This window comes from Roseovarius sp. B-10 (genome assembly GCF_056859295.1).
Genome location: NZ_JBSXOE010000020.1, coordinates 1 through 15,377, shown reverse-complemented (window position 1 = coordinate 15,377; position 15,377 = coordinate 1). Strand labels below are relative to the sequence as shown.

At 60.8% G+C, this 15,377-nt stretch carries 12 protein-coding genes, 1 tRNA gene and 2 pseudogenes; 10 read left to right on the top strand and 5 right to left on the bottom strand.

Translation table 11 applies throughout. The annotated features are described in order from the left end of the window. The first annotated feature begins 17 nt into the window (after window positions 1-17). A tRNA-Lys gene (locus AC13D8_RS02925) sits at window positions 18-93 on the top strand. A gap of 329 nt (window positions 94-422) precedes the next feature. Here the strand turns inward: AC13D8_RS02925 and mntR are convergent. Continuing rightward, window positions 423-896: a manganese-binding transcriptional regulator MntR gene (gene mntR / locus AC13D8_RS02920; RefSeq protein ID WP_482967542.1), complete on the bottom strand. Its 474-nt coding sequence runs from the start codon at window positions 894-896 to the stop codon at window positions 423-425. Window positions 897-1,036: 140 nt separating this feature from the next. On the opposite strand from mntR, the gene AC13D8_RS02915 reads away from it, so the two are divergent. The 4 genes from AC13D8_RS02915 to phnE are packed head-to-tail and all read left to right on the top strand — an operon-like array spanning window position 1,037 to window position 5,311. Continuing rightward, window positions 1,037-2,899, top strand: a complete 1,863-nt coding sequence (locus tag AC13D8_RS02915) for a cytochrome c peroxidase (RefSeq protein WP_482967541.1) — start codon at window positions 1,037-1,039, stop codon at window positions 2,897-2,899. Next, window positions 2,899-3,777 carry a phosphate/phosphite/phosphonate ABC transporter substrate-binding protein gene (locus AC13D8_RS02910; protein WP_482967540.1) on the top strand — a complete coding sequence of 293 codons (879 nt, stop codon included), beginning with the start codon at window positions 2,899-2,901 and terminating at the stop codon, window positions 3,775-3,777. Before AC13D8_RS02915 ends, AC13D8_RS02910 begins: the two co-directional genes overlap by 1 nt. A 5-nt stretch (window positions 3,778-3,782) precedes the next feature. Next, window positions 3,783-4,553 (top strand): phosphonate ABC transporter ATP-binding protein, encoded by a 771-nt coding sequence (locus AC13D8_RS02905; protein WP_482967539.1) that lies wholly within the window; start codon window positions 3,783-3,785, stop codon window positions 4,551-4,553. Further along, complete coding sequence (gene phnE, locus AC13D8_RS02900; RefSeq protein WP_482967538.1) at window positions 4,550-5,311, top strand: phosphonate ABC transporter, permease protein PhnE; 762 nt, start codon at window positions 4,550-4,552, stop codon at window positions 5,309-5,311. The genes AC13D8_RS02905 and phnE overlap by 4 nt, the downstream gene beginning before the upstream one ends. A gap of 375 nt (window positions 5,312-5,686) precedes the next feature. Here the strand turns inward: phnE and AC13D8_RS02895 are convergent, their stop codons facing one another. From AC13D8_RS02895 to AC13D8_RS02885, 3 genes are all read right to left on the bottom strand, one after another. Next, on the bottom strand, window positions 5,687-7,669 hold the full coding sequence (locus AC13D8_RS02895) for an ATP-binding protein (RefSeq protein ID WP_482967537.1): 1,983 nt from the start codon (window positions 7,667-7,669) through the stop codon (window positions 5,687-5,689). Window positions 7,670-7,870: 201 nt separating this feature from the next. Beyond that, entirely contained in the window at window positions 7,871-8,626 is a 756-nt protein-coding gene (locus AC13D8_RS02890; RefSeq protein WP_482967536.1) for a winged helix-turn-helix domain-containing protein, read from the bottom strand. A gap of 173 nt (window positions 8,627-8,799) precedes the next feature. Further along, a complete protein-coding gene (locus AC13D8_RS02885) occupies window positions 8,800-12,090 on the bottom strand; it encodes a PAS domain-containing protein (RefSeq protein ID WP_482967535.1) in 3,291 nt (1,096 codons plus the stop codon). A gap of 328 nt (window positions 12,091-12,418) precedes the next feature. On the opposite strand from AC13D8_RS02885, the gene AC13D8_RS02880 reads away from it, so the two are divergent. Further along, the gene (locus tag AC13D8_RS02880; RefSeq protein WP_482967534.1) at window positions 12,419-12,625 is read left to right on the top strand and encodes a hypothetical protein; all 207 of its coding nucleotides are present in this window, start codon (window positions 12,419-12,421) and stop codon (window positions 12,623-12,625) included. Window positions 12,626-12,734: 109 nt separating this feature from the next. Beyond that, entirely contained in the window at window positions 12,735-13,097 is a 363-nt protein-coding gene (locus AC13D8_RS02875) for a hypothetical protein (RefSeq protein ID WP_482967533.1), read from the top strand. Here AC13D8_RS02875 and AC13D8_RS02870 read toward each other — a convergent pair. After that, window positions 13,033-14,139 carry an NADH:flavin oxidoreductase/NADH oxidase gene (locus tag AC13D8_RS02870; protein ID WP_482967532.1) on the bottom strand — a complete coding sequence of 369 codons (1,107 nt, stop codon included), beginning with the start codon at window positions 14,137-14,139 and terminating at the stop codon, window positions 13,033-13,035. The two genes, AC13D8_RS02875 and AC13D8_RS02870, sit on opposite strands and share 65 nt — an antisense overlap. A 92-nt stretch (window positions 14,140-14,231) precedes the next feature. Here AC13D8_RS02870 and AC13D8_RS02865 point away from each other — a divergent pair, with 92 nt between their 5' ends. The 3 genes and pseudogenes from AC13D8_RS02865 to AC13D8_RS02855 all read left to right on the top strand — a co-directional run. After that, the gene (locus tag AC13D8_RS02865; protein ID WP_482967531.1) at window positions 14,232-14,597 is read left to right on the top strand and encodes a hypothetical protein; all 366 of its coding nucleotides are present in this window, start codon (window positions 14,232-14,234) and stop codon (window positions 14,595-14,597) included. A 22-nt stretch (window positions 14,598-14,619) separates the two neighbouring features. Then, window positions 14,620-14,968, top strand: a pseudogene (locus tag AC13D8_RS02860) (DUF6441 family protein); the annotation flags it as partial. Further along, window positions 14,868-15,377, top strand: a pseudogene (locus AC13D8_RS02855) (phage tail tube protein); the annotation flags it as partial. The pseudogenes AC13D8_RS02860 and AC13D8_RS02855, both read left to right, overlap by 101 nt.

Genomic DNA, 15,377 nt, shown 5'->3' with positions numbered 1-15,377 from the left:
AGACACCGCGCTTGAGTGGGCCGTTAGCTCAGTTGGTAGAGCAACTGACTTTTAATCAGTGGGTCGCAGGTTCGAATCCTGCACGGCTCACCACTGAACTCCATAGATTACAGTAGCTTATGCGCAGATTGGCGGCTTTGCTCGTTCTGTGTTTTATGCCGTGGCAACTACCTGGCAACCACTAGGCATAGATATGCGTGGCGTAATGTGGAAAATCGTGGCCAGTGTTCGCCACGTGACAGAGATTCCGAGTCTGCTTTTTGGTGCCTCCTTGCTTGCACAGACGAAGGCTGAAGGGCATCGGTGCGTAGGACGCAGACCATTTAAAATTGCGAACCGTGGGCGGCCAGTCAGTCGCGACCGGCCCTTTGCCGACCTTGCTACCTGGCCAATCGGATGTCTGCTTCATGCCACTGGAGAGTTTAGCCGCGAGACGTGACGAACTGCTCGAACGCTACAAGCGTTTCGTCGCTGACATGATGCTCAATGCCCTCGGCATCGCGCTCGGCCGTCTCTGAATCTACGCCAAGCGCAATCAGCGTCGCGACGACAATTCGGTGGCGGCGACGGCACGCGTCCGCAAGCGCCACGCCTTTCTCAGTCAAAAATATTGAGCGGTATCGCTCGCGGCGCACGAGCCCGTTCCGCACGAGCCGGGATATGTTCTTGGTCACCGTGGGGGGCTTGACACCAAGCCGTTCGGCCAAATCCACAGGCCTCGCCTCGCCATTGCTGTCGACAAGCTCGGCGATCAACTCGACGTAATCCTCGGCCATCTCGCTTTCATGTGCGTTCCTTACCGAGGCAAACGCGTCGGCCCGATCAGCCGCAGCGCGTTCATCAGCGGGCGCCAAGGTGACGTCACGGCCCCCAGATCTGTCGTGAGAATTGTCCATGGACATAGATTGAAACAAATCACGCGGATTGACAATATGTTGGCTCGTGCTATTAAATTTAGCCAAGGCTAACTTAAGAGCATCTCAATCGGAAAGGCGATTCCAGCATTATGCAAGCGACGTTCTCATCCAAATTGCGAATGACATGCATTATCGTAAGTGCTGCCACAGTGCTCGCCAGCGGCGCCGCACTGGCGACCCCGGCGAAAGAGGCGCCCTGGCTGCCGGAAGCGGCCGCCTACCGGCTGACGCTGCATTACGGCAATCTTGCCCCGGTGCCCTGGGAGAAGATCGCGGACGCCTGGAGCGAACCCTATCCCGGCGGGGAGTTCCGCGAGGGCGCCTTCGACCGCATCGCTGAGGACAGAGTGTTGAGCACCGAGGCCGTGGCGGCCGCGATCGCCGACCAGGACCGGCAGGCCCTATTCGCCGCCAGCACCCGGCTTCTGGCCAGCCGCATTGGCGAAGAGCTTGATCGGGCACTGGCGGCGACATCTCCGAGCGCCGCGCAGGCCGCAGTGTCGGAGGCGCAGGAACTTTACCGCGCCTTTGCCGACCATGTGCGGGCCACCGACCCGGAGGCGGCGCGCAAAATCGGGCTGGCCTGGCTGGAGCTGTCCAGCGCAACCGGCTCCAGTGGGATGTTGGGCGCAGGAGTGGCCCCGCGCGACGAGGCACGCATGATGTCCGCCAGCAAGGTCATTCGGGACTATCTCGCGGCTAACTACCTGCCCGACGATTTTGATCGCCGCGCCAGACTGTCGGCGGCGCCAGAAACCCTCGTGGCCGCCGGTACGGCACCGGACATCCCGGCGGCGCTGCCGCCCGGCTCGGACATTTTCGACCAGGACCCGCTGCCGCGCCTGGTACTGAACTTCGAGGAGCAGGGAATCGACGAAAAAGATCTGCCGATGGTTGCCTATGGCGACATGCTATTCGACAGCCCGGAGATCTTCGGCGAACCGGCCCTCAGCGCCGGCATCACCTGTTCCACCTGCCACAACCGGTCGGACATCAACCAGCGCTTCTTCATCCCGGGCGTCAGCCACCAGCCCGGCGCGGCGGATGTGGATGGCGCCTTCTTCAACCCGATGTTCAACGACCGGCGCGACGATTCACTGGATATTCCCAGCCTGCGCGGCCTGCGCTTCACCGGTCCATATGGCCGCGACGGCCGGTTCGCATCGCTGCGCGATTTCAGCCGCAACGTCATTGTCAACGAGTTCGGCGGTGCCGAGCCGACGCCTTTCATGCTGGACGCACTTGTCGCCTACATGCTCGAGTTCGATTTCCTGCCTAACAGGATGGTCACGTCCGAAGGCGCGCTGACCGAGGCCGCGCCCGAGGCCGCCCGCCGCGGCGAAGAGATTTTCAACCGGCCAATGGCCGGGCTGGGCGACAAGTCCTGCGCAAGTTGCCACATCCCTTCGGCAAACTTCCTGGATCGCCGGGCGCATGATATCGGGTCGGCCAGATCGGGCTACGACGGCGCGCGGGCGGGCGCGTTTGACACGCCGACCCTTCTGGGCACGGCCTATACCGCGCCCTATTTCCACGACGGGGCACTGCCGACGCTGGCCAGCGTGGTGAATTGGTTCGACGACACCAAGTCCCTTGGACTGAGCGAACGGGAACGCTCGGACCTCACCGCGTATCTCGAAACCGTGGGTGGCGCGGACGAGCCCTACGAGGAGTTTGGAGAGCGCAACACACCGTTCCGGCTGGCTTTCGAGGAACTCACCACCTTCGCCTCCACGCTCGACACGCTGCTGCCGGAGCGGGACCGCCGGCACACGCTGCTGTTGACCGATACAGTGGCCGCCGAGCTCGCGGCTGATGCCGGCACCATGTCGAACCAAAGCGCCCGGCAGGAAATCTACCGCCTGGCACGCCTGCTTGTCGACGTGGGCGAGGCCGTCAAAACAGACGACTGGGCGGCTGCCGAAGCACATTGGGCCAGTTTCAAGGCCGAGGCCGAAGCAATCGACGAAAGGGTCTACTGATGACAGCACCACTCACGCGACGCACCCTGCTGACCACCGGGGTGGGCGCGCTCTTTGTCGCCAGCGCGCGGCCAGTACCGGCCCAGGCGAGCCCGCTGCGGCTGGCCTTCATTCCGCAGGAGAACCCCGACAAGCTGCTGGGCGACATCGAGGCCATCACCGGCTGGCTGTCGCAGGAGTTGGGGGTTCCGGTCGAGGGCTTCGTGACCATTGACCATGCGGGGGCCGTGGAAGCGTTGCGCAACGGTGACGCGGACATTTCCTTCATGGGGGCGCTGCCCTTTGTACTGGCCGAGGCCGAGATCGGCGCGGTACCGCTTCTGTCCGAGGTTTACCGGGGGAAACCCTACTATACCGGGCGCATTTTCGTGCGACGCGACAGCGGGATCACGTCGCTCGCCGATCTGAAAGACCGCGACATCGCTTTTGCCGATCCAATCTCGGAATCGGGCTATCTCTATCCTCTGGCCGAATTCAAACGCGCGGGGCTGATTGCCGATATCGAAGAGGCCGACGCCTTCTTCGGGCGCGTTTTCTTCGCCGGCGGCTATCAACAGGCGATGCAGGCGATGGCGCAGGGTCTCGTCGCTGCCGCAGGGGCAAGCCAGTATGCCGATCTTCTGCTCACGCCGCAGCAACAGCCGCAGGTCACCTGGATTGCCGAGAGCCCAGAAATCCCCAGTCATGTCGTCATCGCGCGGCCCGGCCTCGACGCGGATCTCCGCGCGCGCTTCGTCGAGACCATGATGCGCCTGAATGAACCCGCACACCGGGACAAGCTGCAGCATCTCTACGGTCCGGACGGCTACGTGCCCGCCGACCCACAGGCGTTCGAGGGGGTCCGCGACATGGCGCGGGAGGCCGGGCTGCTATCGTGAGCTGCGTGGTCGAACTCGACAAACTCGGCTTCGTGCATCCCGGCGCGGAGTTGCCGGCGCTCAACGGCGTCAGCCTGACCGTAAAGCCGGGCGAAGCTGTCGTGCTGCTCGGTCCTTCAGGTGCCGGCAAGACGACGCTGCTCGCGATCCTCGACGGACGACTTCAGGGATGGACCGGTTGTGCGGCCGTCCTGGGCAGACGCCTTGTGCCTGACGCCCCGCCGCCAGTGGCAGCACGGCCCGATACCGGCTTCATCTTCCAGGAATTTGCGCTGGTCGAACGATCCAGCGTTCTGCGCAACGTGCTGAACGGGCGACTTGGGCGGATGTCGGGCGTCGCGGCCTTTCTCAGCCGCCATTCCGAGCATGATCTCGACGTTGCCCATCAGGTATTAACCGATTGCGGCATCGGGGAACTGGCTCACCGCCGGGTCGACTCGTTAAGTGGCGGGCAGCGGCAGCGGGTTGCGATCGCCCGCTGCCTCGCGCAGGAGCCAAGGCTGATCCTTGCCGACGAACCGGTCAGCAATCTCGACCCCGCCCGTGCAGGCGAAATCCTGACTCTGATCACAAGCGCCGCGGCCAAGCGCGGCGCGACGACGGTGTTTTCCTCGCATCAGCCCGAACTCGCCCTGCGCTTCGCGTCCCGCGTCGTGGGCATGACCGGTGGGCGCGTTGCTTTCGACCACTCGGTCGGAAATTCGTTCGACGAAGAGATCGGAGCGCTTTACCAGGACGCGATCAAGGGCGCGGCCGGCCTGAGGCTTGTCCAATGACACGGCACGGCGGCTGGGGTAGTTTCCTTACAGGCGTCTTCCTGGGCGCCGTGGTGCTATGGTCTTTCGCAACCAGCGACATGGACCTGTCGCGCCTTCTCTCCGCCGGTCCGCGTATTGTCGAGTTTGTCGGTCGCATGATACCGCCCGACCCAACCGTCATGGCGGAGATCGTCGACGGGACAGCCGAGACGCTTCGCATCGCCATCCTCGGTACAGTGGGGGCGGTCATCCTGTCGGTTCCATTGGGTTTCGCCGCTTCCGAGACAATGGCGCCACCGGCGATCCATTACAGCGTCAGGACGCTCCTCGCGCTGATCCGGGCGATCCCCTTGCTTTTGGTGGCCATGCTGATGGTCGGGGCTGTCGGTCTCGGCCCGATGCCGGGGATCATCGCGGTCGCCTTCCACGCAACGGGCATGCTCGGCAAGTTCTACGCCGAAGCCATCGACGGTGTCGCCCGTGCGCCGGTGGAGGCGCTTTCCAGCGCCGGCGCGGGGCCGCTCGTCCGGCTTCGCCATGCGATCTGGCCGCAGATGGCCCCGGTCGTTGCGCGCGACACGATCTTTCGTTTTGAATTGAATCTCCGGGAGTCCCTGATCCTCGGCGTCGTCGGCGCAGGCGGGCTCGGTTTCTACATCCAGATCTACGTACGATCATTTCAATATGACAAGGCGGCCAGTGTTACGATCACCGTAATCCTGCTTGTCATCGCCATAGAGGTTCTTAACGTGGCGTTGCGCAGGCGCTTTTCTTGAGCACCGGGTCGTCACCTAGGGCAGGGGGCGCGGAGCTTGCCGCCTGAGCCCGCATGAAACCGAAGGGTCCTGCCAATGGGCGGGCCTTTCACCCATTACTTCCCTGTCCCGCGAGATCGCGGGGCGCAAAAGGGTGCAATCCATTACCGAAGGAAGTCATCACCCAGAATCTTACCCGGGAGGCTGGCAGCGAAAGCATCAGCGGAACGCCCGGCTCCAGTCAGCGGTCGCACCATCCCCCGCTCGCCATTCCCTGATCTGATCCCCGCAAACAGGACCGTTTGAAGGTGGAGTTCTCCGCTATGATTTCCCGGCTGGATGAAAGTTCAGTGGCAGGTCACAACCACAAAAGTTGCTAGGATGGAAAAGAGATAGTCAGCCCTTCGCGGCCAGCTTGGATGCCAGCACCTCTCTCAAGTCTTTGGCACGTACAGGTTTTGGAAGCAGAAGATAGTCTCGCCTCGGACCACTTCCTCCCGCATCCTCCAGCTCTGCGTAACCGGACATGAGAATGACAGGAAGATCGGGAAACCTTTCCCGCACGCGGTCCGCGAGACCGGGCCCCTGTAAAGGGCCTGGCATCACCACGTCCGTCAAAAGTAGATCGAATTCCAAGCCGGAAGTCAGCCGCTCCAGAGCTGCCTGACCGTTTTCGACCGCAGTCACCTGGTAACCCATGTTCTCCAGCTGCATTAGGAGCGTGTTACGGACGTACTCGTCGTCCTCAACCATCAGGATCCGACCGGATGCGGTGGTTTGCGGTGCCGCTTCCTGTGCGCTGGGGGCCGACGATTGGATGTCGGTTTGCTTGAAGTACAGTTCGACAGTGGTTCCTGCGCCCGGCTCGGTCAGGATACGCAGGCCTCCATTCGACTGCTTCATGAAGCCGTGAACCATGGCCAGTCCCATGCCAGAGCCCGCGCCGACCTCCTTCGTCGTAAAGAATGGCTCGACAGCCTTCTCACGCACCTCAGGGTGCATCCCGTGGCCGGTATCAGAGACGCTCACGACGACATATCTGCCTGGTACAAGATCAGCCTCAAGGACTTCGATGCTGTCGCTATCCAGCCTTCTCGCGGTGGTTCTGATCGTCAAACGGCCGCCGTTCGGCATCGCATCGCGCGCGTTGAGTGCGAGGTTCAGGAGCGCGGATTCGAACTGGGCCGGATCGACGCAGGTCTTCAAAGTGCCTTCGGCTTGATCATTCTCGACCTGTATGCTCTCGGGCAGGACACGACTGACGATCCGGTGCACGTCCGGCATCGTGGCGCTGATATCGAGGACTTCAGGCTTGAGCGAGGCGCGGCGCCCGAAAGAGAGAAGCTGCTTTGTCAGGCTCGCTCCGCGTTCCGACGCCCTGATCGCATCTTCGAGCAGGCGGAAAGCCCGCGCGTTCCGAATTTCGTCGCGGAGCATGTCGAGATTGCCCATGATGACAGCCAACATGTTGTTGAAATCATGAGCAACTCCGCCGACGAGTCGCCCGAGCGCCTCAATTCGCTGAGCTTCTATAACCTTCGCCTCGGCATTTTTGCGCTGAGCGATTTCGGCCTTCAGGGAGGTGACCGAGTCCTCCAGGCGCGCCGTGCGGAGTCTGACCGTACGACGTAAGGCGACGATCATTCCAAAGGATAGCAACAGAACTACTATGACAGCCGCGACCGCCGTATGGAACCACTCTGGAAGCGCCGGGGCTTGCTGAGTGATCCAGCGCCTTTCGGCATTCCTGAAAGCCGAGCCGGGGGTTGTTTGCTGCTCGTAAATCGCCAAGTTCAGCGCTTCCAAGAGTAGGTCGGCACTTTGGGGCGACAATGCGAAGTGCAATGTTGAGACGTCAAACGGGATCGGAGCGACGTGAATATCCTCCCTCCTCCGAGGCTGTCTGGCGAAGAAGCTGTTGACTATCGCTGCATCGGCTTTGCCGGATGACAGCTGCTGCACCGTTTCGTCCATGGAGCCGACTTCGATCACACGCGCCTGGTCAAAATCGGTACGAAGACGATCCAGAAGGACTTCCCCCTGAATGCTGTCCTCGACAACCGCGATCCGCAGACCATTAAGATCTTCGATCGTATTCACGGACACCGAGTCGCCGACCAGAATTGACGACCATGCGTAAAGGGCCGGATGGTCGACAAGTTTGAATCGGGCGTCCCTCTCCTCTGAGTGAGCCATGTCGGGCATTATGTCGATCTCGCCGAGCTCAAGCAGTTCAAGGCATTCGGCCCATTGGCAATCCACCCAAACGACTTGGTGACCAAGATCCTGAAGGATGGCGAGGGTGAGCTCAGGCCAGAAGCCCGAGGGTTCACCTTTAGCATCGCGGAATATCTTCGGCGCGTTTTCGTAAATGCCCACCCGCACGGTCTCCGCATGACCGGGGACCGCCATGCCGAATACTAGCGCTAATGTCACAATGCTAATTCGTCTGGAACAGGCTGTCAGCAACCTCGAAGGAAAGGCAAAACTTCGCTTCACGCGTTCCCCTTTACCCCGGACAGACTTATCCCGCGGCCTTTGTGACGAGTATGATGAGCGCGGTGGATCGAACATCTGGCATCAACGATCACCGGCAGCGCTGCCGGATGAAACGGAAAATGCGTATCCGATACCGTGAACCGTTCGGATGTAGTGGGATCGGCCTTCAGGAGCCGGCACCTTGCGCCTCAATCGGCTCACAAGGCTATCGACGGAGCGATCATAGACCTCCCAGTCGCGCCCCTTGACGGCATTCATCAACTGGTCGCGATCAAGAACCTGCCCGCGGCGGGTCAGCAACGCAGCGAGCAAATTGAACTCTGCGGTGGTCAGTTCGATCTCATTGCCATCCGGCGCGAAAAGAAGCCGGGCACCCAGGTCAAGTCTGTACCCATCGAAAGCAATGGTGTTTTCTGTGTCAGCCGCGTTACTGGAGGCATTGGCGGTGTGGTCCTGAGCTGTCTTGTTTTGTTGCGTTCGGCGCAAGACGGCGCGCACGCGCGCCGCCAGTTCGCGCATCCCAAACGGTTTTTGTATGTAATCGTCAGCGCCAATTTCGAGACCAACGATACGATCGGTATCCGCTGCGCGCCCACTCAGAATAATGACACCACAAGCTGGGTTTCGCGATAGTCCTTGAATCAAGGACAGGCCGTTGCCGTCTGGTAGCCCAAGGTCGATGATATAGATATCGAACGCCTCACCAGCTTGCTTGTCCTGAAATTCGGAGATCGTTCTGACGGTGCTTACGTCATACCCGTCTCGGGACAATGCATGATCCAGCATTGACGCGATTTCATCCTCATCATCCAGCACCAGGACTTTTGGTTGTAGCACCAGCAACTCCTGCTCAGTAGCGCCGCGACACTAGTCGGAAATATATTCAAGATTCCCGAAATTGATACAAGCTTATGACCCTGCAACTACAATTCGCCCGAGCGGGGCACATTTAAGCGGTCGCGCGAGTCGGGCCCGTGGCTTCTCTTTCGCGTCGGCAGCGCCTCTACCACCTAAACATCCAGCTGCTCTCGAAGGCGCCGCGCCAGATCTTCGCGGCGATAGGGTTTTGGCAGGAGTTCGACATTCTCGTCCAGTCGGCCTTTGTTTAGGGTCACATTCTTCGTATAGCCAGACGTATAGAGAACCTTTAGGTCCGGGTAAGCGGCCCTCGCCGTACGGGCCAGCTCTGCGCCATGCATGCTGCCCGGCATGATCACGTCGGTGAACAGCAAATCTACACTCGGGTCCTGTTCCAGCAAAGCCAGAGCCTCATCGGCATTCTCGGCTACCGAAACGCGATACCCAAGAGCCCGAATCTGGGCCTCGGCGTGTTGACGCAGGTCGGGATCATCCTCCACGATCAGAATGTGCTCTCCGCGCCCCGGGGGAACATCCTTCTGGGAGGGCGGAGCGACGGCATCCGTCTCTTCGTTCGCCAGCGGCAAGTAGATGTTTACGGTCGTTCCTTCACCGATTTCCGAGTAAATCCTCGCCTCGCCCCCGGACTGCTTCACGAACCCGTAGGTCGAGCTGAGACCTAGGCCAGTGCCCTTCCCTGCAGGCTTTGTCGTGAAGAACGGGTCGAACGCCCGCTGTTGTACATCCCTGGTCATGCCGATCCCATCATCTGTGACAGAAATAGCGAGGTAGCGCCCGGCTGCAAGGTCTGCGGTCTCGACTTCCGACGTGTCGTCAAAGATGCGGGTCGAGGTTTCCACGGTGATCGTGCCGCGCTCCCCGATGGCATGACGACTGTTGATCACCAGGTTCAGGATTGCGCTCTGTAACCGTGCCGGATCAATGAGCACGACAGCATCCTCGGCCTCCAGGGCAAAACGTAACGTGATCCCCTCTTCGACCCCCTGTCTCAACAGGGATTCCGACCGCAGGATGAGTTCGTTGACGTCGACCGGCACCGGCTCCAGCGGTTGGCGCCGTGAGAAGGCCAGCAGGCCATCCGTCAGGTAGGCTCCCCTCTCGGCGGCATTGAGGATCGCATTGGCCATTCTTTCCTGGCCCGGATCGGTCACGCTATCAATCAGCAATTCGGAATTGCCAAGGATGATGGTCAGCAAGTTATTGAAATCATGCGCCACGCCTCCCGTCAGGTGACCGATGGCTTCAAGCTTTTGAGAAGCTCGGAGTTTCTCATCCAATTCGCGCAATTCCGTCACATCTGTCATGCCAGCCACCATCCGTAGGGCCTGTCCCTCCGAGTTGCGAATGATGAACGCGCGGTCCTCCACGATCGAGTAGCTGCCATGCGCGTTTCTCACCTTGTATTCGGCACTCCACGTCGACAGATCACTCTGGATGGCATCAAAAAGACTGTTACGTACCCGCTCTCGATCGTCTGGATGAATGCGAGCGATCGAGGCATCGAATGTCTGAGGCTCATTGCTGATATCGAAGCCAAAAACGTCCTCATAGTTTTCGCTGACCCAGAAAAACCCAGTCGCGATGTCCCAATCCCAAATCACATCGCTACTGGCACGGCTAATGAGGCGGAAGCGCTCTTCGCTCTCGAGAATACGTTCTTCATAGCGCTTGCGGTCCGTAACATCGCGGAGCACTGCAACCCGATGCGTGATCTGACCCTTTCGATCGTGAATTGGGCTGGTGTGAGCTTCGAACCACCTTCCCCCACCCGACTTGGCGTTCACGAATACCTCAGCAGTGGCTGACGTGCCGGCGCTGATGGCACGCTGCAGTTCTGACACAGCCCGCCCGGAACGTACTGTATCAACGAAGAACCAAGGTGACTTGCCGATGAATTCTTCGGAACTGTAGCCGAGCTGCTTCTCCGTGGTGTTATTTGCGTAGATGACTTCTTGCTCGTCCCATTCACCCGTTCCGACCTTTACCACGGTCAGGATGTCGTCCAGGCTTAGCACTGCAGATTCCAGCAACTTGAGCCATTGACGTGCATGCTGTTTCTCACTGTCGTCGCGGAAATAGATCGCCAATCCACCTGGTGTCGGATGGACATTCACATCCAACCACCGCGATATAGCCGACACATACTCAACGGATGAGCGGCTTTCTCCTGTCTCGATCGCTTCTCGGCACTTGTGTTCGAAACGCGAGCCGCGGGCCGCAGGGAAAAGATCCCAAAAGCTTCTGCCCTGCACTTTGCCCGGGTTCAAGCCAAACAGCTCGCTGCCACGACGGTTGATGAAGGTCACGGTCCATTCTTGGTCCAGTGTTGCGAAGCCGTCCCCGATTGAGGCGAGGACGCTCTGCAACTGAGCATTGCGGCGATCAGCTTCCTCTCGAGCCGACACAAGTTCCGTTACATCCTGAATCGCACCCTGCACGGCGACGATCTTGCCTGTCTCGTCGTATTGGGGCTCGCCAAGCGTTCTGACCACTATCTGGCGCCCATCGGCGGTGTTCATTCTGAAAATGTCATCGAAGGCTTCGCCGTCTTCTATACAGGAGTTGAACAGACTTCGCATGCGCTCACGGTCACCATTGGCATAATGCTCCATAGCCTCCACCGGCGAAATCCTGATATTGGGCTGAAGGCCGCGGACACGTGCCGTCCCATCGGACCAGATCTCGTGCTCATCACCAAGTTCATAACGCCAGCCGCCGAAATTCGCCTTTTCCGCTGCCATGCGCACTAGCGCCTCGCGACGCTCGGCCCGCGCTTCGGCCGCGTCTCTTGCGGCCTTGGCCGCCTTGAGTTTCGAAATGTCGCGGATCGTGCCGACGGCGTAGCGGATTTTTCCACCTTCATCTTCTACAAACTCGGCACGCTCCTCAATCCACTTGGTCAGCCCTTGAGGGTCTGCGAGACGGTATTCCAGTTCCAGAGTGCCGCCGTCGCGCCACCAGTCACCGCGCAACTGCGCAACACGGTCCCCATCATCGGGATGGATGTGAGCACGCAGCACGTCTTCAAAGCTTTCTGTGGCCGCGATGGACGTGCCGAACAGCACGTCGCAGTTCTCGCTGCAGAACGTGCGTCCATCACCCAAGTCCTTTTCCCAGCTGGCAATCTCGCCGACGTATTCTGCGCGAACGAGGTGTTCCCGAAGACGCCTTTCCCGACGGTAATATCCGAGAAGCTGGGCATGGAAGCGATCGCCGAAATATTTGGCCAGGGCCGCGCAGATGAAGACGAACAGCAGACCCTTGAGGGTTTGCACCAGCTCGAGATCGGCCACATCGCCGATACTCGCCACAAGCAGGTCACCAATAATGATCCAAGGGACCGAAAATAGTAGAAATATTCCAGCGAGCCATGAGCCGATCCGAGGCTCAGTTTCGTCGCTACGTCGCATCTGCTCCGCCATCGTCTCTCCAAATTTTGTTGTTGGCGGCAGACGAAACCGACCAACCGCAGTGTGCCCCATCCACGAGCCACCCCAAACTGCGCCCTAATTATTCTTTATTCCAGGGAGACGAAGGGATACGAAACCGGTCGGACAATACCAGAGAACATTCCTGACGACAAATTACGTCGGCGGGTCTCCAGCCAAACGGTATCGATCGACGAAAACTCGCTATATCAAATCCTTGCGCAGAGGCTTGGCAATATTGTGTAGAGATTCATGTGATTGGGAAACGCTTCCACTTGCGTCCAAGGATGCAGACGGAGCCGTTGCTCCACTGCTCTGGCACATGGCATTCCGCTGGCTCGAGGAGGTCTTGGTCCAGTATTTCACTTACGGCATCTTCAGCGCGGTGTCGCGGTCAAGCGCTGCGATGCGGACGTTGCTGGCAGCGGCCAAAGGGCATGCATCGGACATGCGCGACTACGTTCCTGTGACACGACTGCCGAATGCGGAAATCTCGCTCAGATTAATCGATTGCTGGTTCGAAGATTAGAACGCGAACCATCCACACTCAGGGCTGAAACGGCGCTCGCCCCTCGAGTTCATCAGGGCTAAGACTGAAACCGCTTAGGTGTCCGGTGAAACGGGGGCTGGATCACAGCATGGAATTCATGCCCGCCCTCCCCACGGCACAATCCGTGACCGCAAACCTGAACCATGAAATGACCGACACAGTCATCGATGATGCCACTCAACGTATGGCGGAGACGCTGGCAGAAACTTCCGACGGTGCCATCGACATCACCGTGCACTCTCGCGACGAGATGGGCCGAGAGCGCGACATGTTCGACCTGATGCAGGCCGACGCAATCGAAATGGGTGTCACTGGCTCGGTGATCGTTTCTGCAGTGGCGCCAGAATACGGCGTACTCGATTCCCCCCTAACCGCCCACGTCCTCGTCAAGACTCAAAGAGCGATTTCAGGTTGTGGGGCTGGCTGCGCCAGTATTGCGCCGGAGCCGTGACGCCAGCGCCAAGTTCGGCAGCGGCATGCCAGGGCCAGCGTGGATTATACAGAATGCCCCTCGCCAGGGCGACCATGTCTGCGTCGCCCGTGCCAATGATCGCCTCGGCCTGCTGCGGTTCGGTGATAAGACCCACGGCGATCACCGGCATGTCCACCTCGGTGCGCACTGCGCGGGCCAATGGCACCTGATAGTTTGGGCCAATCGGGATCGATTGGTGCGGGTCCAGCCCGCCGCTCGATACATGAATGGCTGCGCAACCGAGCCGCTCTAGCTCCCGCGCGAAGACAATCGTCTGCTCGATGTCCCAGCCGCCTTCAACCCAGTCGGTGCCCGATACCCGCACTGTCACGGGGCGATCAGCCGGAAACGCGGCGCGCACGGCTTCGAACACCTCGAGCGGCAGTCGCATGCGATTTTCCAGGCTGCCACCGTAATGATCGGTGCGCGCGTTCGACAGAGGCGATAGAAACTGGTGCATCAAATAACCGTGCGCGGCATGCAATTCGACCGCATCGAACCCCAGACCTGCGGCGCGGCGGGCAGCCGAGGCGAAATCATCGACGAGATGTTTCAGCGCTTCGGCATCCAGCGCCAGCGGAGGTCTGTCGTCTGACGCAAAAGGCTGAGCCGAAGGCGCGACGGTTTGCCAGCTGCGCGGATCATCGGCTGGCAGTTGCTTGCCACCTTTCCAGGGCTGCGAGCAGCTGGCCTTGCGACCGGCATGGGCCAGTTGCAATGCCAACGGCATGGGTGGTGCCCACTGGCGCACGGCCTTCACGACGCGGTCCATCGCGACCTCGGTTGCGTCATCGTAAAGCCCGGCATCGGCCCATGAAATCCGCCCCTCGGGCGCTACGGCCGTCGCCTCGAAGATCAGCAGGCCCGCACCCGACATGGCCAGTTGCCCGTAATGCATCACGTGCCAGTCGGTCAGGCAACCATCCTGTGCCGAATATTGGCACATCGGCGCAATGACGATACGGTTTTCCAACTCGAGCGAGCCGATGCGGGTGGGTGTGAAAAGCGCGGGGATGCTCATACGGACATTCCGGTTCCTTGTGTTCTGAAGCGAAGCAGGGACATCTCTGCCGCCGACACACTGTCACCACTTCGTATGAACGCCAAGGTGCCATGACCTGCCCCATGTGGAGTCCGAGCGTCTGGGTTCTGCTCACAAGCGGGCTCGGCATGCCTGGGCCGCCGCTTCTCGTCTACTTCGCGGGGGCAGGGATCGCGCCCGCGATACTGCGCGGGACCACGCTGGCGTATTTCCTGTTCATCTACTCGGTCAGCCTTGGTCTGCAAATGGTCGCGGGGTCCGCGTCTGTTGGCACTGTCTATACGGCGCTGGCACTAACCCCGGCCACGGCACTCGGCATCGTAGCCGGACAATTCCTTTTCAAACGCATCAGCCATTCGGTCTTCATTAGCCTCGCCTACGGACTGCTCTTGCTGACCGGCACCTATCTTGTCGGAGCGGCGCTGCTGGGGAGGTAGCACCGCGTCGGCTTTAATGCCCAAGGCCGACTGGCGCCGTCAGATCAACGGCGCGGGGCTTGGCCAGAGGCTCGCCAAAAGCATCCGCGCGGAGACCTGGCCCAAGGGCACCACCAGCATCGGCGCGGCCGCGCTCGTCTGGTCGAAGGCGCCCGCCATCGTCGGCGCACACGACACCGGCCCGCTGATCCGCTCGAAGACTGGCTTCTGGCTGGCGATCCCAACGCCGGCCGCCGGCCGCGGCCTGCGTTGGGGGCAGGATCACGCCGGGCGAGTGGGAGCGCCGCCGCGGCCTGCGCCTGCGGTTCGTCTACCGCCGCCGCGGCCCGAGCCTGCTGGTCGCCGACCGCGCCCGCATCAACAAACGCGGCCACGGCACCGGGCCCGTTCACGCATGTGTTCACCTCCGGGGCCTACGAGCTTCCGAGCATGGCGATCGAGACCGGCATGCCGGAAGTGCCGCGGTTTGCCATGTATACCGGCTGCCGTCTCGACAGCCTGTCGTGGCTGATGCAGCGCAGCGGCCAGCTGCAGGCCACCGCGAGCCTCGTCGCGCAGGGCGAGAGCCGCGCGGGCACGGCGCAGAGCGGCACGGTGGCGACGCTCCCGCTGAAGCGCTTCGGCAACTTCAACGGACAAGTCACGCGCAACGGGAGCGCGCTCGGCAACCTCGTCTCGGCCCAGGTCACTTACACCAACAATCTCGACCGCATCGAGACCATCCGCTCGGATGGCCGGATCGACGGGGCCGACCCGACCATCGCCGCGCTCACGGGCCAG

Coding starts and splice junctions, on each gene's coding strand:
- mntR (WP_482967542.1), bottom strand. CDS start 896: ATGGACAATTCTCACGACAGATCTGGGGGCCGTGACGTCACCTTGGCG.
- AC13D8_RS02915 (WP_482967541.1), top strand. CDS start 1,037: ATGACATGCATTATCGTAAGTGCTGCCACAGTGCTCGCCAGCGGCGCC.
- AC13D8_RS02910 (WP_482967540.1), top strand. CDS start 2,899: ATGACAGCACCACTCACGCGACGCACCCTGCTGACCACCGGGGTGGGC.
- phnE (WP_482967538.1), top strand. CDS start 4,550: ATGACACGGCACGGCGGCTGGGGTAGTTTCCTTACAGGCGTCTTCCTG.
- AC13D8_RS02885 (WP_482967535.1), bottom strand. CDS start 12,090: ATGGCGGAGCAGATGCGACGTAGCGACGAAACTGAGCCTCGGATCGGC.
- AC13D8_RS02880 (WP_482967534.1), top strand. CDS start 12,419: ATGGCATTCCGCTGGCTCGAGGAGGTCTTGGTCCAGTATTTCACTTAC.
- AC13D8_RS02875 (WP_482967533.1), top strand. CDS start 12,735: ATGGAATTCATGCCCGCCCTCCCCACGGCACAATCCGTGACCGCAAAC.
- AC13D8_RS02870 (WP_482967532.1), bottom strand. CDS start 14,139: ATGAGCATCCCCGCGCTTTTCACACCCACCCGCATCGGCTCGCTCGAG.
- AC13D8_RS02865 (WP_482967531.1), top strand. CDS start 14,232: ATGACCTGCCCCATGTGGAGTCCGAGCGTCTGGGTTCTGCTCACAAGC.